At 41.0% G+C, this 24458-nt stretch carries 20 protein-coding genes and 1 other RNA gene; all 21 read right to left on the bottom strand.

Translation table 11 applies throughout. The annotated features are described in order from the left end of the window. Window position 1 precedes the first annotated feature (1 nt). Window positions 2-1255 carry an ATP-binding protein gene (locus DXB39_RS00645; protein ID WP_022244062.1) on the bottom strand — a complete coding sequence of 418 codons (1254 nt, stop codon included), beginning with the start codon at window positions 1253-1255 and terminating at the stop codon, window positions 2-4. A gap of 285 nt (window positions 1256-1540) precedes the next feature. Next, window positions 1541-2125, bottom strand: a complete 585-nt coding sequence (locus tag DXB39_RS00640; protein WP_147337974.1) for a hypothetical protein — start codon at window positions 2123-2125, stop codon at window positions 1541-1543. 224 nt (window positions 2126-2349) lie between these two features. Next, entirely contained in the window at window positions 2350-3423 is a 1074-nt protein-coding gene (locus tag DXB39_RS00630; protein WP_158552040.1) for an alpha/beta hydrolase family protein, read from the bottom strand. Window positions 3424-3431: 8 nt separating this feature from the next. Further along, window positions 3432-3920, bottom strand: coding sequence for a zinc ribbon domain-containing protein (locus DXB39_RS00625; RefSeq protein WP_117698103.1), 489 nt, complete (start codon window positions 3918-3920; stop codon window positions 3432-3434). A gap of 21 nt (window positions 3921-3941) precedes the next feature. After that, window positions 3942-4115 (bottom strand): chorismate--pyruvate lyase, encoded by a 174-nt coding sequence (locus tag DXB39_RS00620; RefSeq protein WP_117698093.1) that lies wholly within the window; start codon window positions 4113-4115, stop codon window positions 3942-3944. Window positions 4116-4529: 414 nt separating this feature from the next. Then, window positions 4530-5393 (bottom strand): C39 family peptidase, encoded by an 864-nt coding sequence (locus DXB39_RS00615; protein ID WP_242986127.1) that lies wholly within the window; start codon window positions 5391-5393, stop codon window positions 4530-4532. 130 nt (window positions 5394-5523) lie between these two features. Beyond that, window positions 5524-6564, bottom strand: coding sequence for a zinc ribbon domain-containing protein (locus tag DXB39_RS00610; RefSeq protein ID WP_117841978.1), 1041 nt, complete (start codon window positions 6562-6564; stop codon window positions 5524-5526). Between the two features lie 151 nt (window positions 6565-6715). After that, a complete protein-coding gene (locus DXB39_RS00605) occupies window positions 6716-7453 on the bottom strand; it encodes an ElyC/SanA/YdcF family protein (protein WP_117698091.1) in 738 nt (245 codons plus the stop codon). Further along, window positions 7450-9933, bottom strand: coding sequence for a YfhO family protein (locus DXB39_RS00600; protein ID WP_117841979.1), 2484 nt, complete (start codon window positions 9931-9933; stop codon window positions 7450-7452). The genes DXB39_RS00605 and DXB39_RS00600 overlap by 4 nt, the downstream gene beginning before the upstream one ends. 2 nt (window positions 9934-9935) lie before the next feature. Further along, window positions 9936-11834, bottom strand: a complete 1899-nt coding sequence (locus DXB39_RS00595) for a sulfatase-like hydrolase/transferase (protein ID WP_243006035.1) — start codon at window positions 11832-11834, stop codon at window positions 9936-9938. 84 nt (window positions 11835-11918) lie between these two features. Further along, window positions 11919-12476 (bottom strand): elongation factor P, encoded by a 558-nt coding sequence (efp, locus tag DXB39_RS00590; protein ID WP_022244047.1) that lies wholly within the window; start codon window positions 12474-12476, stop codon window positions 11919-11921. Between the two features lie 158 nt (window positions 12477-12634). Continuing rightward, window positions 12635-13075, bottom strand: a complete 441-nt coding sequence (gene rpiB, locus DXB39_RS00585; RefSeq protein WP_022244046.1) for a ribose 5-phosphate isomerase B — start codon at window positions 13073-13075, stop codon at window positions 12635-12637. Beyond that, on the bottom strand, window positions 13072-13584 hold the full coding sequence (locus DXB39_RS00580) for a YqeG family HAD IIIA-type phosphatase (RefSeq protein ID WP_117841980.1): 513 nt from the start codon (window positions 13582-13584) through the stop codon (window positions 13072-13074). The genes rpiB and DXB39_RS00580 overlap by 4 nt, the downstream gene beginning before the upstream one ends. Window positions 13585-13596: 12 nt before the next feature. After that, a complete protein-coding gene (locus DXB39_RS00575; protein ID WP_022244044.1) occupies window positions 13597-14136 on the bottom strand; it encodes a hydrolase in 540 nt (179 codons plus the stop codon). Window positions 14137-14225: 89 nt separating this feature from the next. Next, entirely contained in the window at window positions 14226-14888 is a 663-nt protein-coding gene (locus DXB39_RS00570) for a J domain-containing protein (protein ID WP_022244043.1), read from the bottom strand. A 28-nt stretch (window positions 14889-14916) separates the two neighbouring features. Continuing rightward, complete coding sequence (locus tag DXB39_RS00565; RefSeq protein WP_117841981.1) at window positions 14917-15816, bottom strand: DUF5685 family protein; 900 nt, start codon at window positions 15814-15816, stop codon at window positions 14917-14919. A gap of 25 nt (window positions 15817-15841) precedes the next feature. Continuing rightward, window positions 15842-16237, bottom strand: a complete 396-nt coding sequence (locus DXB39_RS00560) for a hypothetical protein (RefSeq protein WP_022244041.1) — start codon at window positions 16235-16237, stop codon at window positions 15842-15844. 199 nt (window positions 16238-16436) lie between these two features. Continuing rightward, an RNA gene (gene rnpB, locus DXB39_RS00555) (RNase P RNA component class A) lies at window positions 16437-16780 on the bottom strand. Between the two features lie 126 nt (window positions 16781-16906). Next, window positions 16907-21652: a DUF5057 domain-containing protein gene (locus DXB39_RS00550; RefSeq protein WP_117841982.1), complete on the bottom strand. Its 4746-nt coding sequence runs from the start codon at window positions 21650-21652 to the stop codon at window positions 16907-16909. Between the two features lie 30 nt (window positions 21653-21682). Then, window positions 21683-23839 carry a type II secretion system protein gene (locus tag DXB39_RS00545; protein WP_117698084.1) on the bottom strand — a complete coding sequence of 719 codons (2157 nt, stop codon included), beginning with the start codon at window positions 23837-23839 and terminating at the stop codon, window positions 21683-21685. 27 nt (window positions 23840-23866) lie between these two features. After that, window positions 23867-24457: a pilus assembly FimT family protein gene (locus DXB39_RS00540; RefSeq protein ID WP_117841983.1), complete on the bottom strand. Its 591-nt coding sequence runs from the start codon at window positions 24455-24457 to the stop codon at window positions 23867-23869. Window position 24458: the final 1 nt, after the last annotated feature.

The following is a 24458-nucleotide window of genomic DNA, read 5'->3' as shown; positions in this document are numbered from 1 at the left end:
ACTAAAACTCCAAACTATCCTCATTGAGCAGAAAATATTTCATGCCCATGATCACAAAGCCTTCCTCATTTCTCCAAGGCTTTTTTGTTCCATTTACTATAACAATCTTCTTAAATGAATCCGGAATATTTCGGAGTGAATTAAGTTCCTGTGTTTGTTTTTCCTCAGAAGTCATATCATAAGCCACCTGAATGTAATATCTCTGACTGCCCTGGTTTACTACAAAATCAACCTCTAGCTGCTTATGAACTCTCTTTCCGTCACTATTCTTTGCAAATACATCCACAATACCAACATCTACATTGTAACCACGCACAAGCAACTCATTATAAACAATGTTCTCCATAATATGAGTCGGCTCCTGCTGTCTGAAGTTTAGTCTGGCATTTCTAAGTCCTATATCCGAAAAATAGTATTTCAGATTGGCTCCTACATATTTTCTCCCCTTAATATCATACCGGTCCGCTTTAGAAATCAAAAATGCCTCTGCCAAATAATCAATATGATTGGATATAGTTTTATTACTGTAATTGATACCTCTCTCACTTTTGAAAGTATTTGATATTTTTGTTGGATTGGTAGGTGCTCCTATGGCAGAAGCAAGAATGTCCACCAAAGTTCCAATCTCATCAACATTTTGAATTTTATTCCGCTCTACCACATCCTTGATATAAACATTGGTAAAAATATTTTTAAGATACTCAGCCTTCTGGCGTTCTACAGAAAATTGTGCCACTTGTGGTAAACCACCGTATATCATATATTCTTCCCAAGCATCATCATAATCTCCATCATAAGCCGCATAGAACTCTGCAAAAGACAACGGATAAATTCTTATTTCATCTCCTCTGCCTCTAAATTCAGTTACAATGTCACTAGATAAAAATTTAGAATTACTGCCGGTTACATACACATCAATGTTACTGATACGAAGCAAACTGTTCAGCACTTCCTCAAATCGTGGCATAAACTGTACTTCGTCCAAGAGCAGATAATACTTCCGGTCATCTTCCACCCGTTCTTTAATATGCTGATAACACTTCTTTGGATCTCTCAGTTCCTCATTTTCAATGCCATCTAAAGCAATCTCAATGATGTGGTCATTATCTATGCCACTCTCCAGTAAATACTTCTTAAACAACACAAATAACAGGAATGATTTGCCGCATCTCCTGATTCCTGTGATAATCTTAATCATTCCGTTATCTTTTCTTATCTTTAACTGTTCAAGGTATGAATCTCTCTTAATCTCCATAGTGTCACTCCTTATTTTTGTGCATTGCACGAATTTTGGTAATGTTATTTTATCACTAAATTATTTTCACTTCAATAACCATTACTATTTTTTGTGCATTTGCACTTTTTTATGTAATGATTATAGATAATATGCAAAAAGGATACCTACACCATGTCCTGTAACACGATATAAGTATCCCTTTGCTTGATAACTACAACACATATAAATAGACTCTCAGAGATTAATCAATTTTTCCCAAAATCTATAATTTGACGGGTATTCCAAACACCACAAATCTTCTCCTTATGGAATATCCAAAGTATGGTTTTCGCTTTTGGTATAATATTGTGTTGCTTCCTGATTCCCCATTCTAACAGTAAAGAAGCCATTTTCTATGCCTGCATGTTTCATAAATTCATCAATATCATCATTAGAATAAGTCAATCCTACATATACAGGATCATCGTTCATCATATACCGCCAAAAAAGAGCATATCTCTGAGCAACTGCATCATGCTCTGCTCCCCGCATATGTTCCGAGTAGGGAACCCCAACACCCTTGTCATTTGTAAATAATGCATGCTCTTTTCCGTCTGAAGAAACATATTTGAAGTAATGATTCTGTCCGAAATCAATTATATTGTTACAAGCTTTTATTTCTAATAACTTATTTGTATCTATTTTAGGAATCTGGTCTGCTGTAAATCGAACACCTGCAACTTCATATGTTTCTCCATGTTTTCGTACCTTAGAGCTGTCATTATTGATAACCAGCAACAACAAATCAGAAATATAACTATTTTTTTCTGATGCAAACGATGAATATATCTCTGAATAAGCTACAGAATTATTACCTCTCACATATAAATCAATCATCCCATTTTGCATAGTTTGTTACCGTCTTATTGGTAACCTTAAGTTCTTTGCTGACTTCGATAGGCGTGAACTCTCTTTTGTAGTTCTTCATGAGCAGCAAGAGCAATTCTTTTTCTCTACTTTTTAGATACGAAAGGCTTCCCTCCAATTTTTCGCTGTTTGAGCTCTCCGGCAATTCACAAACCTTATTTGAATACAACAGTACCATGCGAAGGAAATAATACACTATTTTTTCACTATTTTACATTATTCTTTTCACTATCTTCTTCCTGCTCCTGTCCTTCCAGAAACGCCTTTATCTTCTCACCATCTTCTGCCCGGATTTCTCCGTGGGAATTTCCATCAAAGGTAATATATTCGTAGGTCTTTCCTGCCTGCTCTAATGCTTCCGTTAATTTATCTGCCTGTGCAACGGATACTTTTTCATCTCCGGTGGCATGAGTGATAAGCAGCGGTGTATTAATTTCATCCGCCCAATAGGTTGCAGAACGTTTCTCATATTCCTCCGGTATCTCTTCCGGGGAACCGCCTACCAAAGAATCGAATATGGTCTGCATATCACTTCTTTCCTCATATGACATAAAGCAATCGGAAAGGCCAGATACGACAACTGCCTTATGCACCCGCTCATCCCTTCTTAACACTTCATAAGTCATCATTCCGCCTCTGGAAATACCCATCATATTTATGGCATCCTTATCAATATAGGAAAATTGTTTACACAAGTCTAAAAGCCGGATAACATCATCCACATCTGCTCCGCCAAACTGATCTTCTCCTTCACTGCTTCCACATCCCCTGTAGTTTGATGCAATGCAAATGGTATGAAGCTGATAGGCATAAAAGCAGGTTTCTATATTTTCCAATGCTCCGTAATCCTGATTTCCACCATGATTATAAATAAGACAGGAAGTCTTTTGTCCATCCAGTAAATCTTTTGGTGCACTGAAATATCCTTCAATTTTCAGTCCATCGCTATCATAATAAAACCGATAAGATACATATTCTGATAAATCGATTCCTGCCTGGCTCTCATAATCTTCCAGATCTATTTTTTCATATTCTGTAATTCCAGCCTGACGAAAGTTCTCTTCTACCAGCTCGTCTGCGTCCAAAGGCTCTTTATCCGCAGGTGCAGTTTCTGTTTCTGATTCTGAGTCTGATTCCATCTGCGTCTCTGTTTCCGTTTTATTTCCTGTCTCAGTCTTCGTTTTATTTTTTCCCCGATTTCCTGCCACTACAACTACAATCACTGCCAGAATAATGACTCCAAGCAGAACCCCAATTCCAATAACCTTTTCCTTTTTCATAATTTTTGCTAAACCTCCCGCCTTGCCGCTTCGATTTTTGCCACCCATTCTTTTCCATGATATACCACAAATTTATACTGCTGTTGCGGTGTTGACACAAGAATACTCTGTGAAATCAGGAAATTGCTTCCCATTTTCACCTCTGTAACCTGCTTCAATGGAATCGTTACTGCCTTTTCTCCAATATTAAATGCATGTGCACTAAAAGACAGGCTTTCTGTGGTCAGCAGCAATTTGCCACCGGTTGATACAAGCCCGGAAGAAAAATTTGCAGCACCAAGTGCCAGTGGTTTCTCTCCCTGTCCCAATAAACGTCCATACACATATACCCCAGGGTATTTTTCCTGCTGCTTTATCTCTGTATGAATCGCAACATTGCTTAAATCCACATAGTTTTCCTCAGACACAATAATATAGCTTCCACAATACGCACAGTTTTTTTGCTCCGGCTGAAATGGTGCTCCACAGTTCGGACAGTTTAATGCTTCGATTTTCATCTTCCCTAACTCCTTTATCCTCTATTCTATAATCTCATACTGCATCAGTTCGTATTTTAACTTGCTTCCCTCCATAATTTCTGCCGGAAGAAGCGCTCTTGCCACAAGTTTCAAATCATCTGAAGCAATGTCTGTCCTCTTTAAATTTGCATAGTCTCCATCGATGGATACAACTTCATAATACCATGTTCCCATATTCTATAGCTCCCTTCTTGTTAAAATATTTGTAAAGGAGTGGGAAATGTGATGCCGGTTTTCTTCCGGCGGAATGTGATGTAATATCCACAGTATTTACCGGAATGTGGATGCATGATAAAGACTGTTAGGGGCACTTGGAATTTTGTCTCACATCAGGCAACGCTGGCACAGGGATGTGCCAGCGAGGTGCATCTGAGCATGGATGCGAATTTGCACCGGTTGCCAGAAAAAAAATAAAATTTAAATCAAAATTCTTAGTACCCCTTACAGTTTTTATGCAACATTCACATCCGGCAAATGCTGTGGATATTCAAACACTACCGTCGAAAGATTACCACCAGTCTCTTTCCCACTCGCCTTTCGAATCATTTTATCAAGAATTATAGCAGATTTTCGTAAAGAATGCCACTTCTACTGATACACCCACAAATCCCGGATCTGGCTCATAAGGTCTTCTATCTTCCATGCCTTATTACTGTTCTTTTTACTATTGGAATCATTCACTGTTATTTTTCCTTCGGAATCTACTCCTGTTAAAACAACAAAATGTCCGGATGTGGTAAAATCTCCCGGTCCCATGATACAGATAATCGGATGTCCCTGGGATAATTCCTGCCGGATGCTGTCTTCATTTAAGCTCAGTTCCTGCGCGGATAAGCCAAGCTTTGTGGCAAGTTCCGTCATCATACTCCAGGAAGATCCGCTTCCATTGACATAGAAGCCATCCTCCTGTGCCATCTGGGCAACGGCATAAGGATTCATGGAAGTATCTCCGGTCAGTCCCACATAGACCATGGACAATGCCGTCGGACCACATCCTGTAATTGCAAGGAAATTATCTCCATAGGTTCTATAGCCCCAACGCTCGTCCCACTGAAGGAAAAGCGGTATTTTACCATCTGTTACATCCGATGAAATATCAATCGGCTGCTCGTTGTTTCCATTCTTCTTATAATCAAGCACAAACTGTCTTGCTTCTTCATTTTTCTCGTAAAGTTGTACCAGGCTTTCCGGATACCCCTCTGCCGTAAGTGTTGCCTCTGATTTTACATTCCAGTGATTTAAGAAGCCTTGCACAAATGATGTTCTGCCCGCGGAAAAAACTACCAGCAGAATTACTGCTGCCACAAATATTCTTTTGATTCTTCGCATTCTTCTTGCTTTTTTCCGGCGCATGCTCCGCTTTTTTATGTTCGTTGCATGTTGTGTATTCCGCTGTCCGGCTGCTCCTGATTGTTGTAAATTTCGTTGTCCTTCCTGTTCTGACTGCATCATAAAAAACACCCCTTTTTCATTCTTTACTCTTAGTAAAGCACACGAAAAAAGAGTGTTCTTAAAGATATTCTATTTCATTTCTTAGATTATTCTTAACAGAAAAATAAATTTCTAAATGATATATTAATATTTACCAGTCGCTATCCCAGTCAGATGAATTAGAATCCCAGCTGTCATTGGAATCCCAGTCATATCCACTGTCTGAACTGCTGTCCGAGCTGTCTGAGCCATAATGCTCTTCATAATATCTGCTGTCTTCAAAATTGGTAATGCTGTTATCCCAGTCATAGCCATTCTGATAAGTCATTTCATAATCAGAACGGTTATTTAAAATATCATCCGGTACCTCATCACTGTCTACCTTATCATAGTCATAACCATCATACTCGAACCAGTTATTGTGGCTGTGTACATAGACCGTATTTTGGTACTGGTAATAACTTGCCTTCTTGTAATTATGTATCGGAATCAGAACGATTAAAAAGCACATCAGGAAACAAACGGCACAGGTTAAGAATTTCTTTCCGGAAAATCCCTGATATATCTTTTCAAATACCATGCTTTTTTCCCTTAACCCACAAACAATAAGGTCTAATATCACTGCCACAGGTGCTGCGGCAATCAGTGCAATAAAAAGTGCAGTTCCAATTCCCCGGTATAATGTATCTAACACAAAGAGTACAAAGGATCCAAAGAAGAAAAGAAAGAATGCTCCAATCCCGGCAAAGGTTCTTCCTATTACCTTTCCTGTTGACATTGGCTTTCTGTTATTTCCATAACTGCTTCTTACATTTCCAGCCCGATTATGTTCCTTCTGGTTTAAGATTTCCTCTTTTAACTTAAGATACAGTTCATTTACCGCATAGGCTTCATCCGTTCCCTGATAGCGGATTGCCCGCTCGCCGTTTGCCTTGTTCTTATAGACAATAACATTCTGTCCTTCCCGGTAAATACCAAAGGCTTTGGGCTGTGTGTAATTGATTCCGATAAAGAATCTCGTCACTTCATACGGCGGCAGATTCCGTGCCTGATACCACTGCTGCAATTCTTCAATAGTCTTTGGCGTATGGTCTGCAGTACGCTTTACTGCCTGATTGGTGGCTCCACAGTAAGGACATTTCTCATCTGTTTCCTTAATGATGGAGCCACAGTATTCGCATTTAATCTCCATAGCTATATAAGCCCTTTCTCCATAAAACTCCTGTTACTTTTTATACTATTCTATTCTTCCACCCGATGCAAGCCCATTTAGAACAAAGAATGTGCCTTGGCACACATCAAAGTCTCCGGTCAGTCTTTGACTTTTCCATTCATCCGCATAATTACAGCAAAAATTTTATCTCTGCTAAAAATTCCCGCAGCATATTATTTGGAAGATAAACCGGTGTAGACTTTGCTGCTATCCCACAGATATTGTCCAGTCCATATTTTCGTGCAATCTGCTTTGCCCGGAACAGATGAAAATCATTGGTGATAATTCCAACGGATGCCCCATCTTTTATCAGTGCCTTGCTGTACTCCATATTCTGCTCTGTATTTAAGGACTTATCCTCTAAGAGAATCCGGGACGCATCAATCCCCTGTTCTTTTAAATACTGTGCCATTCCTTCGGCTTCGGAATATGGTTCATTTGCACCCTGTCCACCGGATACGATACAGATTGTCTTTGGATTATCCTCTAAATATTCCACTGCCTCATCCAGTCGGTATTTTAACGCAGCACTTGGTCCGCTTTCCCTCACCTGTGCCCCCAGCACAATAATATAGTCAAGTCCCGCTTCGCCTTTTTCATGCATCTGACTTATGATACAGCCTTCTACGATGAAAAATGCTGTAAATCCCACTGCAACGACAGCAATACAGATTCCCTTAACCAGCCGGGGAACTTTCTTCCAGAAAGATTTCCAGACAGAATACCCAAACAGGAAGAAAAGTACCGCCAGCCCAATCCACACAAGAAAAAATGATGTTCCGGAACCCGTTGCCAGTACCATCCCCGAATAAACAACACAAAGTAGCGCCAGTACCGTAAATATCAGAAATGTTATTTTTTTCTTCATGCCCTCTCTCCTCGTTTTCTCACAACAACCGGTATCCAGGTAATACAAAGGAATAAGAACAATGCTCCACCGGAAAGCAATGCTCCCAGTTTCAGATTCGGTGTTGTATATTTTAATATAATATCATGGCTGCCTTCTTTTAATGGAATGCTGATAAACGCATCGCAGAAATGCTCATAATCCACTTCTTCCCCATCCACAAAGACATGCCAGCCTTCATCATCCGGCACGGACAGCAAAAGAGTTCCGGCTTTTTTTACGTTGATGCTGCCTTCGATTCTGCTGTCACTGTAGGATTTTAACTCCATGGTCTGCTGGGATAATGTATGATATGCTGCCTGAAATGCTGCATCATTTAACCGGTAGCCCTGCACCAGTATCTGATCCGTATCGGCAGAAGTCAGCGTAATATCTTCCCCAGCCTCACAATAGCCCAAATCCAGTAAATAGACATGGTCACATTTAGAAAATGTCCGCGTGCGGTTTCCAGTGGTTGCGGTAATGGTTTTGGCATCCTTCATCGTATAATAACCATAATAATAGCCGGTTTCCGTTACCTGAATCACGGTTTTGCCATCATGTAATTCTGCATCCACCGGCTCTAAAAGATTCTCCGTTGCACCAAGGGCATAGGCGAGTTCATTCTGTGCCATTATCGGTGTTCCAAGGGTAAAATCCCACTTTTCCGTCAAATCACTATCTACCATAAAACCAAGTGGCAGTGTATAAGTATTTTCATATAAGTATATGCCATTCTGTTCTGATATCAGACTTCGATACGGACTTTCCTCTTCTGCACTGTCCGTCAGGATATATTTTACCGAAAGCAGCGAGGAAGTAAGCATCGTTGCACCATTATAGCAGTAATAATTCTTGCCGCCTTCCATTCCCATCTCCCGGTAGAAATCTGCCACATCTTTATTTATAAGAGAAGAAAAAATAGATGCGGATGCATAGTTTGAAAGTGCCGACTCATTCTTCGTCATCCGGTTAAACTTATCCATACGGAAGAAACCGTCACCCTCTGCTCCTGCTGTCTCCGCCAGTGTTTTATAATCCTCTAAATGCTGGGTATACAGCGTCCGGCTGGTAGTAGAAATACTGGTCGTGTCAAGATTTACGCCTGCCTCGGCACATACCAGAATCACCGCAAATATCGATACGATAGTCCGCATCGTCTTATCCTTCCGCCGATAGAATAACAGCAGAAGTGCATAACCTAAAATCAAAAGTCCTGTTAAAAGCATCTGCTCCGGTGTCACCTGCTCTAAATCTGTAAACCGGAAACATAAAACCAATACCAGCTCCGCTAACAGGAATGCAAATAGGATTTTAAAAATGCTATTGCCTCTTTCTTCCCGCACTGCTTCATAACCTAAGGTCAACAGTAAAAATGCAAATAAAAAGGTCTGTCTTGCCGGAAGTCCATCCGGAAAATGAAAGCCATGCCAGATAAAATCCAGTTTATTATTTGCAAAGCTCACAAAGAAAAAGGCCACCAGTAAGAGTCTTGGAATCTTTGCACCAATTCGGATCCTGCGATTCAAAAGATAAAGGAATAATAATAATAAAATTGCCGCTCCGCAGTAAAGATTTGGCATATGTCCTACCGTAGAAGACGGCTCGACACCAATGCAGAACCTTGCTGCTTCATCCAGCAGGCCAAAATACCACTCCATTTTTTCCGGAAAAGAGATTCCACCGGAACCACTCCCGCTTAACGCCACAATCTCCGGCAGAATCAGTATTGCTCCCATACCGCCTGCCAGGATGGAGCCGGTCGCAAATTTAAGAATTGCTTTTCCTATTCCGCTTTTCTGCTCTAATATCAGAATCACAAAATAAAGCACCAGATAGATACAGACCATAATGGAAATATAGTAGTTTGAAAGAATCGAAACCGCCAGTGTTACCACATAAAGCGTCATCTTCTTTCCTTCTACCAATCTTTCCAGACCCAGCAAAATAAGCGGCAATAACACCACCGTATCCAGCCACATAATATCCCAGTTATAAGCACACATAAACCCGGATAACGCATAGAATACCGCAAATAAAGCAATGCGATATCCATTATCTTTATAATGCCGGTTTAAGTAAAATGCAAAAGTAAGTCCGCTAAGTCCAATCTTAATTAGAATCAATACCGTCATAAATTCGATTACCAGATTAGACGGACATAATAATAACAGCCAGTTAAAAGGACTGGAAAGATAATATGCCATCAGGGATACAAAATCTGTACCAAGCCCCAGATTCCATGTATATAATAACCCGCTTCCGCTCTTTAACTTATTCATGAATTCCGTAAAAAACGGTACATACTGGTGATACATATCAATATGCAGAAAACACTGATCGCCAAAAGGATAAATCTCATGGCCGATACAGACTCCCAGTGCAAGAAAAAACGGAATGCAAAAAGCCAGTATTAACGGCATCTTCTTATTGTTTTTGATTCGAAGTAATCTTTCCTTCATTTCTATTTTTCTCCATCCCAGTCAAATAAAAGATAATACTGCAGCGTCTGATAATTAAGCCATGCATCACTGCCTTCTGCTTCCGTATGCTGCGTGGAAATCAATGGCATCTCCTTCTTTTGTTCCAGTAAATAATTCTGATAATCCGACAACGGAACTCCTGCTGCTTCCATCATCTGTGCCCCCAGATAGTTGGCACTGCTCTCCTGATTTACCGCCTCATCAATATCATAATTTGCCCAGATAACATAAGGCACCTTATAACGAAGCTGATTTTCTTCTTCTGTTAAATCAGAGGATGATTTGCCTTCTAAATTCCAGATTGGCTCCACCACTGCATCTGTCGGCTGGTGGTCACCAAAGAATACGATAACCGTAGGTTCGTCCTGTGTCTCAAAATAATCAATCAGCTTTTCCAATGCAGCATCCGATAATTTTACCAGTGTCAGATATTCCGATAACTGGGCAGATACCGTTCCATCTACTGTAACATTTCCCTGAAGATTCTGATAGCCGTCGGTATATGGGCTGTGATTCTGCATGGTTACATTAAAGATAAATGCCGGCGTTCCTGCATCCTTCTTCTCATATGTCTCAATAATCTTATCCACACAGGATGAATCATCAATATAGCCCCGCTCATAGGTGGAACCATAGAAATCCGTGGAAGAATAAAAGCTGTCAAATCCCAGCAGCGGATATATCTTATCCCGGTTCCAGCCGGACGCATAATACGGATGCATGGCATAGGTCTCATAGCCCAAGCTCTTTAGATAGGATGCCATGCTTGGTGTGTCCTTCGTAATATACTGCTGATACGGAATACTACCAGCCGGAAGAAATGCCATGGTATCTCCCGTTAAAAATTCAAATTCCGTATTTGCTGTATTTCCACCCTTCACCGATACATTCAAATATCCGGTCTGGGTATTTTCTGCCCCCTGTTGCAGGCTGTGAATAAATGGCATATAGTCTTCATTTACCGGAAGTGCCTCATCGGACAGGACCCCCAAATCGGAAAAGGCTTCATCCATAATGACGATAACATTCGGAAGCTGGCCTGTTGTTTCTTTCTGATTTGCGAATTCCTTTCCAACATTATTTCTCTGGTCAGATGCCGTCCATTCAAGACCATCCTCATTTTCTAATAATTTCTTTGCCTTTTCAACAGAATATCCTTCCGGCTTCTCCACCTTAAGATACTGCATATCCATAAGAAACGTCACTGCAAAGCCATTTCGTTCATACATGACTGTAGGCGTAAAAAGGAACGGATAAAGCTGTAATTCACTTACCATTGCATCATCCTGTACCATCCAGCCAATTCCTGCCATACAGGCAATAGAAATCACAGCACTGCCTGCACGGAGCAATATCTTTTTCCGTGAAATATGAATCTTTGCATAACACTCCGTAAATGCCAGAAAGAGCATCAGAAGAATCAATGCAATCTGACGGGGCGGCAAAGTATAATCATAGCCTCCGGCAACACTGGCTGCCGTTCCAAGAGACAATAAATCCCACGGAACCACCGGAGAACCACGGAAGGAAATGACATAATAATTCGCAATGCTCAGTGCAATTCCAAGAATTGTCTCCATGCGAAGTGCAATCACTGCACTTCCGGTAATCGCCAGCAGCAGCCACACAAAAGCCTCAAATAAAAGGAGATTTAGAATTTGTGCTCTCCACCTGGTTCTTACAAAAGGATTATATGTCATAAATGCAGTAATATAAAAAAGCAGAACCGGATATCCGAATAATATCGCATATTTCAACCACTTTGGTGCTTCTGCATGATAAATCCTTTTTATGAAATTTTTCTCTTTTCTGCTTTCTTCCTGCATAACCTGTTTCCTCAACTTTCCATTCTCATTGCCATAACCTGCTGGTACTGCCACTGACAGTTCTTTCCTAAATACCCGGCAACAGAAAAAGGAGTTTCAAAACAACTGTTTTGAAACTCCCACATATTTCGCATGAAATTATACTCTGGATAAATACTCACCAGTTCTTGTATCGATTTTAATGACATCATCCTGCTCTACGAATAATGGAACCATTACAGTTGCACCAGTCTCAACAGTTGCAGGTTTTGTTGCACCTGTTGCAGTATCACCCTTGAATCCAGGTTCTGTCTCTGTAATCTGAAGTTCAACAAACAATGGTGGTTCAACAGCAAATACGTTGCCATTGTGAGAACAGATTTTACACATTTCGTTCTCTTTTACAAATTTTAAGGTATCACCGATGGTTGTCTTATCTAAAGCAATCTGCTCATAGTTTTCAACATCCATGAAGTAATACAAATCTCCGTCAGAATATAAATACTGCATATCTTTACGGTCGATACGTGCCTGTGGGCATTTCTCTGTTGGACGGAAAGTTTTCTCAACTACACCGCCACTCTTGATATTCTTTAATTTGGTTCTGACAAATGCAGCACCCTTTCCAGGTTTAACGTGCTGGAATTCAATAATCTGATAAATATTTCCTTCTAATTCGATTGTAATTCCGTTTCTGAAATCTCCTGCTGAAATCATCGATATTCCTCCTAATTTTCGTTGCTAAGCACCATAAGACGCTGCCATCGGCAGGTTCTTACGGGTATTGGAAAAAATTCTCATTCCAAACTTGTCACTCACTCGTTCTATTCTATAATAAAACAAGCCATTTTTCAACCTTTTTTTGTGACTTTACCCTATCTTGATTCAATTTCGTGAATCATGGCAATACGTTTTTCATGTCTGCCACCCTGAAATTCTGCATTCAGGTATGCTTTTACAATATCTTTTGCCTTCTCGATTCCAACAATTCTTGCTCCAAATGCGATGATATTGGCATTGTTATGTTCTTTTACCAGATGCGCAGTTGTTACATCAGAACATACTGCTGCACGGACACCTTTTACCTTATTGGCAGCCAAAGAGATTCCAACCCCGGTACCACAGATTAATACGCCACAGTCTACTTCTCCGGCTGCAACTGCACGTCCTACTTTTTCACCATACTCCGGATAGTCACAGCTCTCGGTAGAATCTGTTCCGTAATTTACAACTTCATGTCCCATTTCCTCTAAATACTTTTTAATTGCGAATTTCATTTCGACTGCACTGTGGTCATTTCCAATTCCGATTTTCATAATTTTTCTTCCTTCTTTCTCTTCCTTGTATAAAAAAATAACACAATTTTCTCCAGGTATCTCTTTAAAACAATCTGTATTTCTTCTTTCGGATGTATCGGTTTTACCAGAATTGTACGGATTCCCGCATGGTTTGCCCCATACACATCCGTAAATATCTGGTCTCCCACAAATAACGTATTCTCCGTGGTGGTTCCCATCTCTTCCATTGCCTTAAGATAATTTTTCGTTGACGGTTTTCCTGCCTTGTAAATATAAGAAACATTTACCGCATCATTGAACATCTTCACCCGTGGTTCCTTGTTATTCGATAACAGCATACAATGATAACCCAGCTCTTTTAAATGAGCAAACAGCTTTTTTGCCCGCTCATCCGCCGGTGCTCCGTGTGGAACAAGCGTATTATCAATATCAAAAATAATGCCCCGGTATCCCTCTTCATAAAGTTTATCAAAGTCTATGACATAGGTAGAATCCAGATATTCATCGGGATAAAATCTTTGCAGCATATCCTGTCTCCTTTATTTAATCAGTGCAGAAATCTGTTTAAATACCGGTCCGCCTGCCTTACGTGTCAATTCAAATAAAATAGCTTCCTTAGATGTAATCAGAATGCCTTCCTGTTCTGCTCTCTTTAAACCAAGTTCCTTATCCAGTTCTTTTCTTGAAGATACACAGTCTGCTACGATAACCGGCTGATATCCTGCTGCCTTTAAATCAATGGCTGTCTGAAGTACACAGATATGTGCTTCAATTCCGCAAATCAGGACATTTTTACGCTCTTTATCCATTGCTTCATATACAGCTTCTGTTTCATATGCAGAAAATGTGGTCTTGTCATATGCCACATCACTTCCAATTGCTTCACAAATCTCTGGAATATTATTTCCTAATCCCTTGGCATACTGTGTGGTCAATACCATCGGAATTTCCAATAAGTTCAATCCCTTTAATAATGCAGCAGAATTTGCCACAAGTTCCTCTCTGCCTGACATTGCCGGCAAAATCTTCTCCTGATAGTCAATTACGATACATGATGTATTTTCAGCTAAAATTCTCATTTCTAATCTCCATTTCTGTTTTTTCATTCTACAGTATAGCAGAAGTTTTCATTCTTGCAAATAAAAAAGAACTTCTAAAATATGATTTTCTAATATGGTCTGAAACAACAACAGTTACATAAAAGATTCAATAACAGCATACTCATGCACCAGCCGCTGCTGCCGGAATATGGCCGTTCATATTCACCGCCTCTGCTCTGATACCAGGTTCCGCCAAACTCTAACTGCTGCTGCAGCTGACGATATTCCATATTACTCGGTTCCATATTGACAGCCTGACTGGCATGCTCCTTTGCCGTTACATTATTACCGCTTCCGGCATTGGCAATTGCACTGTAATAATACCAGCGTGCCGTTCTGTCCGAAATGCCATCTAACACATGCAACGCTTCTTTAAAACAACGATTCCGGATGTAATTTGCAGCCGCCTGCATCTCTACCGATTCACCGGAAGCACTGCTGCCATAACCGCTGTTTCCATATGCACCATTGGTTCTGCCATAGCCAAAACCACCATAACCGTAGGCGCCACCGCCGCCGTAACCGCTTCCATAGCTGTAACCCTGCTGTTTCTGTTTCATAATCTGGTCATAAGCCATCTGTACTTCTTTAAATTTTTCTTCTGCCTGTGCACGGTCAGGATTATTTACATTGGCATCCGGATGATATTTGCGGCTCAGATTCCGGTATGCCCGTTTGATTTCTTCATCTGTTGCTCCCGGAGCTATGCCCAGCACCTTGTATGGGTCCATACTACTTACTCCTTCTTAATTCTTAACTTCACTTTGTTGCACTTTTCCTGTCTGCCTTCTGTTTTTCGGCTTTCTGTTTTTCAAGAAGCCTCTGCTGCTTCCGCTCACGTTTCAGTCTGTTGTACTCATATTTCGTCCAGACTCCGGAATATAATACATTCCGCAGAATGTCTGCATGCATAAGAATTGGCAGACGTTCAAAGGACTTGGCACACTCTGACATCATACTGGTCAGCAACAGCTTCACAAAGGTATCCAGATTCTGCATATCCTCTTTCCGCTGTACCCTGAAAACATTGTATGCATTTTTACGCTTATCTGTTTCAAAATCCTCATAGGCATCCATCAGATAAACAAACTTTCCTAAATAAAATCCAAAATATCTGAGTTCTTCTGCCCATATATCTTCCCGCCATGCAAAAATTTCGCCCAGCATGGTTCCTGTCAGTCCTGATATTTTATCAATATTGGATTCCTGTGCATCCTCTGCCTTACCCAGTTCTTCGATATAGGTTTCTACTGCCTTTACCTGTCTTGGGTATTTTGCCATGATGCGATTATAATCTTTTCCCAGCATTCTGGCAAATGCTTTTTTCGAATAAGAACGATTGTCTCTCCAGTCATCTTCAAAATTCTGGTAGGAAAGAATAATATTCATATCAGCAGCATATTCTGTTGCCTCATTGATTCTGGCTGTCCGTTTTTTCGTCGGATGCAGCGCACATACAAAATCTGTGCTTTTATCCTCCAGCTCATAAAGTCCGGTCAGAAGCACTACCAGAAATGTCATGTCATAGTTTAAAAGCATCTGGCCTTTACGGCCGGAAACCTCCTTTAGTTTCTGACAAAGTCCGCAGTAATAACCCTGGTAAATCTTTTTATTTTCATCTGATAATTCATTACGATTGATATTTACATATCCAAACATACTGCTTCCTCCAAATAGCTACAGCTTAACTTTTCTTTATGAATTCCATTCTGCATTTTGGACAGGTAATGCAGATTTTACCTTTTCCTTTTGGAACACGAACCTTCTGTTTACATCCCGGACAACGATAAAACCGGTAAATCTTACGCTGCTGCCACTGTTTCTTCCATGCATCCTTTTTTACCACCGCACGATATTTTGCATTCAAATACTTCTGATTCTGTGCATACATCTTGGAAATGTTCTTCGAAAACATACGATAATAAGTATACACCAGAAGAACAATTCCAGCTATATAAAATATACCAAGGTGACTAAAAATTGAAACTACCAGTAATATCAGTGCAATTCCAAGATATAATCTTGATAACTGATCTACTCCATATCTTCCTGACATAAATCTCGCTAACTTCTCTTTCAAATATAAGACCTCTCTTCTTTTTATATCTACGCACCTGCCACCGGCAGTTCCTTACGGATGCTTACGCAAAAATATGGTGATATGTATGTTCACATATCACCATACCCTGATATTCATCTTAAGTCCCCTGCTTTTCTGTGTCAACAGAGTTATTGTCTTTTAAGAAACATTTTAGAATTACATTAGATTTGATAGTAAGAAACCAAGCAGGGCTGTAAGCCGGGTTATGTTGAAAATGGTCATCTATCTAGGACGGCTGTTGCCAACCGCCTCAAGCAACCTACCTTAAGCTGGCGGGCCACGTCAATGCTTAAATCTGGTCTTGCTTCGAATGGGGTTTACAGAGCCATCTCTGTTACCAGAGATGCGGTAGTCTCTTACACTGCCTTTCCACCCTTACCAGTTACCTGGCGGTACATTTCTGTTGCACTTTCCTTGGAGTTGCCTCCACCGGACGTTATCCGGCATCCTGCCCTGCGAAGCCCGGACTTTCCTCGTCTGTATGTCTTTCGACAATGCAGCCGCGACCATTCACCCTACTTGGTTCTTCATGGTTTTATTATATGGTAACGTTACCAGTTTTTCAACCTTTTTTTGATTTTACGAATTGCTTTTCCGGTCTTATACGATTTCGTTCCCATTTTTCCAATAAAATTTTTTTCTTTTGTTCTAATCCAAATCAAACAGCGTTGTTCCTAATATTTTCATAGATGCACTGCTCTGTGGAATGCCCTGGGCATTTTCACCCAGACCATAGCTGTCTCCATAATAGTCAAAGGTACTGACTGCATGAACTGCAATCCGCATATTACCATTGGTAATTGCCTCCTGTACTTTTGTATCCGTCAGATTATGAACTGTGACTTTATACACTTCCCCGCTCTTTAAGCCTCTCAGTCTTCCGGCAGAATCTGTCGTAACCGTATCTCCGTTTACTGCTTCTGTTGTGATATACACCTGATTTTCTGCTACCTGTACCGGAATTGCAATACTGCTGCCATTTTTATCTACCATGGAATAATCCACACTGATTTCCTTATCTGATGTGACGAGATTCGAATCTGTTACGGTATAATAAAAATTTACTTCATTTTCCAGTGCCTTATTTCCGATGGCATTATCAGTATGTACATAAACAGCTTCCTTTTCTGCTGAAGTACGGCTTCCATTCTCTAAAAGCTTTACTACCGGATCTTTGATTCTTGTCTTGTACGCTGCAACAATGGTATTAAAGAATAACTGCTTCTCATTCACGTTACTTATTGTACTGTGTCCCACACCGGAATAGGTAATATTTCCAATGTTGTAAATATAATAATTGTTCCGCACATCATTCGGGGAACTGGTATATATCGCCGAACCATCACCGGATGCACCCAGACAGTACCACACTACAATATCACTGTTTTCATCTCCATCCATATCCTCATCCATATTCAGCTGATAATACTGGTAATGGGTATTAGCTATCGTAATCTGACTGCCAATCTCATATGGATAATGGGTAATCTGTCCATCATTTACCTGGGTTGCATACATGCTGGCATTGTTTTTCAGGTTTCCAAGAGAAACATCATTTCTTTGTGTTGGTAACGGAAGTGTACGCCACATCATGTACTGGTTATAAGCATACTTTGCTTCCGTTGTACACTGCCACGGAGCATTATAATAATAATGGAAATTGATTGCACCATAAGTATAACCCTGTGACTGTCCATAGGACTGCTTCTGATTCGTTCCCGGTACATACGCAATATCCTTATCACTTCCTAATACTGCAGAAGTCAGTGCCCCGCTGCCATCCGGATTCTCCCGTGTCGTTACACCACCATGTGCCGTATCAATGGTTCCGGTTGTTATCTCATTGCCGGAGGCATCTGTAGTAGTACTGATGTCTAAAAGCTGTCCTTCCTTTAATAGCAGGGAACGAAGCTGTGCCGCCTGCGGGTCTTTGGAAGTCCTCTCATTATAAGTAATTCCATAACGGTCCATTCCAAGAACACCACGGAATTTCCGGTTTACCGTATAGCCCCAGTGACGTTCTACCTGGTTAAAATCTCCTGCATTACCCTGGTTGCTAAGCCAGCCCGGGTTCCATCCATTATCGCCATCCGGATTATCCTGACAGTACATCTGCTCGGTTGCCACATTGACAAAGGAAGAGGTATCATGGGTAAACAATACACTCCGTCCGCTGACTATATAATCATCTACTGCTGCCAGCGTGTCAGCATTGGTCATATCCGAATAACTGTCCTGGAAACCAAAGATTAACATCTGATAATCCTTCAGCTGTTCAAAGGATGTATATTTGCCATCGAAATTGCGCATTGGAATGGCGGTAATTTCAAACCGGACTCCCTCTGTATTTTCAAAATTGCTGATAAAATCCTGCATGTCTCTATCTTGAGAAAGATTAAAGTAACCGCCCCATTCATTATTATTTCCCATAATCTGAAGTACCTTAACAACCTGTACACTGTCATCACCAGCTGGTCTTGATACAATCGTATAACCTGTCTTAGCCGTACGGATATAGGCATTGGTGGTCTGGGTCAGTTCCAGTTTCCAGGTCAGCATACCACGATAGTCACCTGGAATGTCTTTCTCAAGATAGTACTCCTGTCCGCTGCTTAACTGATATTCTCCTGCTGCATCCCGGTTGACTTCATTGCCGGAAGCATCAAAAATGATGCAGTCCTTCTGCCGTTCGGAATAGGTATCATTTTCGATAAATTTACCATCGGCATTCATATCAAAATAAAGTCCTGCATGATATACCGTAGCCGCACTGGCATCTACGGAACTGTCAATCCGGAAGCGGTAACGCAGCGTATAGACTCCGGAATCCTTCTTATCGGTACGGATTTCTACTATTTTATTGCCATAATTGTTATCCGTAGTACGTGCTGTTCCTGTACTTAATGCCGTATCACTCTCTTCTACTCCGGTAGACGGATTGAGCATGGCAAGTTTAACCTTTGGCATATTAATATAGTACCGGAAGCTGCTCTCATCATTTGGCTTGCCTTCGGTATCCAGGTAAAAGACATTATCCTGTGCCAGATTTTCCTTTGCGAACTGATATAAAACAGAAGAATTATCTACCACCTTTGCATTGATTTCACCTTCTGTGGTCACAAAATTCTGTGCAAAAAGAACCGGATATTTCGCTCCGAGGAATTCTTCCAGATCACGTTTCTTGCTCTCTGTTATATCATTTCCGCTGGCACGGTATACTCCTACATTTCCTACTGTAACGGTAATTTCCTGACGGTCATTTCTATTCTTTGGATTATCATACTGGAAACCACTGATGGTCTTTGTTGCGGTAACGAGCTTACCTAATCCGCTGTCCCACTCATCCCGGTCACCGTATGGGTCTCTTGAGCTGTCCGGATTGCCTCCATAGAGATAATTCGATGTATTATTATCTACATAATCGGTATCTAAAAGTCCGCCAAGAATAGCCTTTCTTAAGAATGCATCCCCGGTATGTGCATAGACCAGTCCGTTCATCAGCGAATCATTATAAACCGTATTTCCTTCAGCATCACGGTTCATATAATCCCCCTGAAGCTTTGCATCAGAATTTCCATTCTCTCCGGCATAACCAAGCCCAAAGTAAACCAGGTCGTATTTCATATTCATGTCTTCGATTTTACCAATAAACTCCGCTGAAGTCATCCGGGTAATGCTGATATTTTCAATGGCAACACCTGTCCAGTCTGCCAGCTTCTTTTTGGTAAGAATCCTGTCATCAGCTGTATTTTCATCAAGATACAGTGCGCCCATTGCCGGTTCGATATCCAGCACCCGCAGCTCCTCTTTATCACTAAAGGTTCTCTCATACGGATAATTTAAAATATACTGTAAGACCATGTTCTTTGAAAGCGTGGTATCAATCGCATCCGCTGATGTACGGAGGGTATTCTCCTGTTCAATCAATGCCCGGACGGATGCAAATCCCTCCGCCTCCTGCAGCTCCTGTGGAAAAGCTTCCAGCAGACCGGTAAATACATGCTGACGTACCCCGTCTGCATCTGTCATTTTCATGCAGTAAACATTATTTTCCGCATAATTAGTATCATTGCCGGTGTAATTGCTGTTTAAAGAAGCGGTATCACATAATTCTGCCGCATCCACAGACTGCGGGTCATCCTTTAACTCCTTCTGGATGCTCCACACCACAAGCTTTGCAATATCAGAAGTATTATAATCAGTAAGTGCACTTTCTAAGACAGTGGAATCAATAAGAACCGGTGCTTTTCCTAAAATTTTCTTATATATTTTATCCACCTGTGCAAGAAGCTCCGGAGAAGAAAGCTGATATTTCATTCCGGTATCATAACCCTGTCCGCCGATATAAATAAAATCCATACTGGATACATCTACAGAAGCAAGTCCAGACTCTGTCACTGCCGTTACTTCCACCTTTAAATCATCCTTGGACAATGCTCCTAATACATAGTCCCGGAACAGGTTATTATTATAAAGTCCACCGGTATACCAGACAGAACCCATCTCCACCTGACAGGACTGATTTGCACTGTCCTCTTCCGCTGTTCCCGGTACAAATGCAAATGCACCATCCCCTGATGCAGTATATGAATATGGTTTTACAGCATCTAACTGTGCCAGATAATGCCCATGTTCTGAATCTGCTCCAACGTAGTAAAAATCTGAAATATAGTAATAATTACCACCTGTCATAGGATTTTCAACTGCTTCATAATAACCATCTGTTCCATTATCCCGGTACTCATATGGCTGGTTATATGGTGCTTCATCCCTAAGTGGTGTTCTCCGTTCAAATTCTACTGCATAATCCCCAGTTGCATTATAAGAGAAGGAAACTACATTGGGATTATAGTTTCCGTCATAATCCTGCCGGTAAGCATAATGTCCCTCAGCAGTAATTGTCTCATACTGTTCTTCCGGAAATACCAGCTTCTTGTAGTCCTTCTGCTGCTCCTCTGTCGGGAAAAAAGTCTCCTCATAAGCTTCTGCATAAAGTGGTGTCTTAGATGTATCACCGGAAGCTATCTTCCCGTCCTCCAAACGCTGCTTTAAGCTGTTGATATAATTCATTCTCTCCTGCTGCGTATTTTCGATACCATTCTCTGCAAAGTAAGCCAGCATTCCATCTGCTGCTAGGGCTACCGGCTCACTGCCCGCTGCAAGATAGCCCATTTCACTTTCTGCTCCATCCGGCATAATCTCTAAAATCCGATAGGTCTTATCTTCTGTTGCCATCTTCTGTGCAACGATACTTTCCACCCCCGGCAGTACTCCGTTTGCTGAAGTCTCTACCGGCCGGAATGCAGCAACCGCAACTGTTATACCTGCTACTGCTGCTACCGTTGCCTGAATGATTCTCTTTCTGGAATTTTTCAAAGAATTCTTCCGTTTCATATATCCTGTCCTCTTTTACTTCTCAACAAGCTAGTTTGCCTTCAATGTATTAACCAGATCCATTACACTGCTTTTTTCCATAAAGGAGAACTCCCTGTCTCCCCGACTATTTACATGCAAATTTTTTGCTATTACAACACCCCGGCAATAACCCGCCTGACCTTCAAAATAAACATCTCCTTCCGGTGCATAAATCAGCCCGTCAAAAGTAGTAATTCCTTTGAATTTCAAGCTATGTTCTCCCTTTATATAAATCACCGTATCACTATTACAACAAATAAAAGGTGCATCAAGTTCAACATCTTTATCAATAATAATAATTCCCTCTAAATTAAGTATCTTAGAACTTTCATACCTTCCCGGTCCGTCCTGTGTAAATTCATTTACGCCAGACAGCGTACGCTCATTCTCACCTGTATGCTGCTCCGATGGTGTAAGTTTATGCGGCTCGCCGGTATTTGCTATCAACCCATTGATTCCGGAAGTAAGATTCGTAAATTGTAATGTTGAATCTGCTATCATTACCGGTCCCCTGCAATGTACACTTGACCAGAACCAGTTCTCCTGATCTGGAAAATATGTTGTTTCCACAATATATGGGAAATCCAATTCCTCCGCCACATGAATTGTAACAGAATCATAGCCTGTATGCCATTGATTTCCAGCTTTGACTGTAACATAAATTTCACCATCCTCAGCTGTTTCATCAATACTTATTTTTATCTTTTCATCATCTGTTCCAGAGGTCTCAAAAGTATAGGAATCCTTATTTATATTCCCGCCTTCTTTAAATTCATAACTACGTTTTGTTCCAATATCGAACCTCTTTAATGCTGTAGACAAATTCACGGTGTCTCCAGGATGTACCCAATAATCCAAACCATTTGATTTATCAAAATATACAACATCACCTGCTCCAGCTATTTCAGGCGAATCCACCACCTCTATATAAACCATATCTTCATACGGCTGACCATCTACTATACCGCTAATCTTCACTGTATATTCTCCTAAAGGTGTCCCCGGATACTCTGTTTTCACACATCTCGCATTCATCAAATCCAATGATGGATATCCTCCTGCAACTGTTACAGAATCTGCGGGATTCACCGAAAGTAAATCCAATGGATTACTTTCCCAGGTAATAGAACCACTTAATGTTCCATTCACCCTTGCATAGATATACATTGATTTTCCTCTTTGCAGCCAGTATTTCCGAATCTGGCCTAAAGACAGCTTCTTGCCATGTACTACTGTTACTTCCGCCGTTCCTGACTTGGTGGTATCCTGTACCGATGTTGCTGTTACCGTTAAGGTCTTTGCCTTCTCATCCATGCTGATCCACAGCAGTCCATCCGCTGAAATAGTGGTAAGGGAAGACGTATTTCCGGAAAGACTCCAGGTTACCTCCTGGGATGGTGAATTATTACCATAAACAATTGCCTGAAATGCCTTTCTTCCGCCAGGCCGCATCATAACCGTCTGTGGCAGAACCTTAACGCTGAGTACGGATGAAATGACCGGTGCTGCATCCGGTGTATAAGGTTCCCCATTTACTACAATCTGGTTACGCAGATACACTGTAGTATCCGCTCCATAACTTTTCTCTCCACTGGCAAGAGCAACAGACACTGTTACCTGACGCAGTGAAGTTACTTTCGTCAGATCAATGGAAAAATCTGTTACATGCGTTGCCAGATCCTGTTCTTCTATATTTTCAGTTACCGTTCCTGCCGCATCAATAGTCTCCTGCTTATATGTCAGCTTCTCTGTGGATTTTGTCCACAAAACGGTCTCTTTTGTATATCCGGTATCGGTGGTCTTATAAATCTCCAGCCATTTTCTGGTCAGTCCTGCTGCTCCACCCGGATAAAGGCTGTCCTTTAAAATTTCCGTGCCGCTTCCACTCTCTGATACATCTGCATAATAACGAAGTGCACTGTCTGTATCGATAATATAACTATCCATCTGGGATAGGAGAATCTGTGCATCCTCCTGTAAGTCTGCTTCATCGGTTACTTTTCCATATGTTCTTGTGGAGAAAATCAAAAATGTGCCGATTAATCCACCGACAATTGCCACAATCGCAATTCCCACCAGCAGTTCAACCAGCGTAAATCCTTTATTATCATATATCCCGCATTTTCTGATTTCACAATACTTCTTTGAAGCTTTCCTGTGGTCCACTTTGTTTTCCTCCTCCCTGCTTTTTGCTTACTGTATCTCATGTCTGCCGGTGGCAGCACTTATTTTTATCTGCATATCACGGTCTGACAACTTCAAATATATACCAGTATAATAGCTTTCCACACTGTTTACCTTTACGGTCTTAACCGCCCCCGTACTTCTGTCATAGAGAAATTCTGCCGCACTGCTTAAATTACTCTCACTGCCCTGATTGGATAATGTAACATCTGATACTGCTGTCCCGTCTTTTCCTTTATAACTTAGCGTAATCGTCAACGGTTCTTTTCCAAGTGAATACTTTTCCAGCACCTTGTCCTCAGTTACACGGTAAATATTTCCGTCCCGGCAGGATTCCTTTATCATTGCTGCATAATATTCTCCATTTAATTCATAGACAATAAGACCTGCAGTATCACTCTTACTCATAGACTGAACCATAGCTTTATCCAGTGCCGAATCCAGTCTTTCCGCAGCATGACGCAGTTTCCATCCATTCTGTGAGCCGGTAAGCAGAAACGCTCCCACAGAAATAATTGCAAGAATCGCCACGGTAACAATCAGCTCTACCATCGAAAATCCACTATTCTTTTTTCCGCTTATACGATTCCCTTTCTGCATC

Origin of the sequence: Roseburia sp. OM03-7AC, assembly GCF_003462625.1 — a bacterium.
Classification (GTDB): Bacteria; Bacillota; Clostridia; order Lachnospirales; family Lachnospiraceae; genus Roseburia_C; species Roseburia_C amylophila.
Note: the sequence above shows the minus strand (reverse complement) of the source record. Positions and strands in the feature narration are given on the sequence as shown.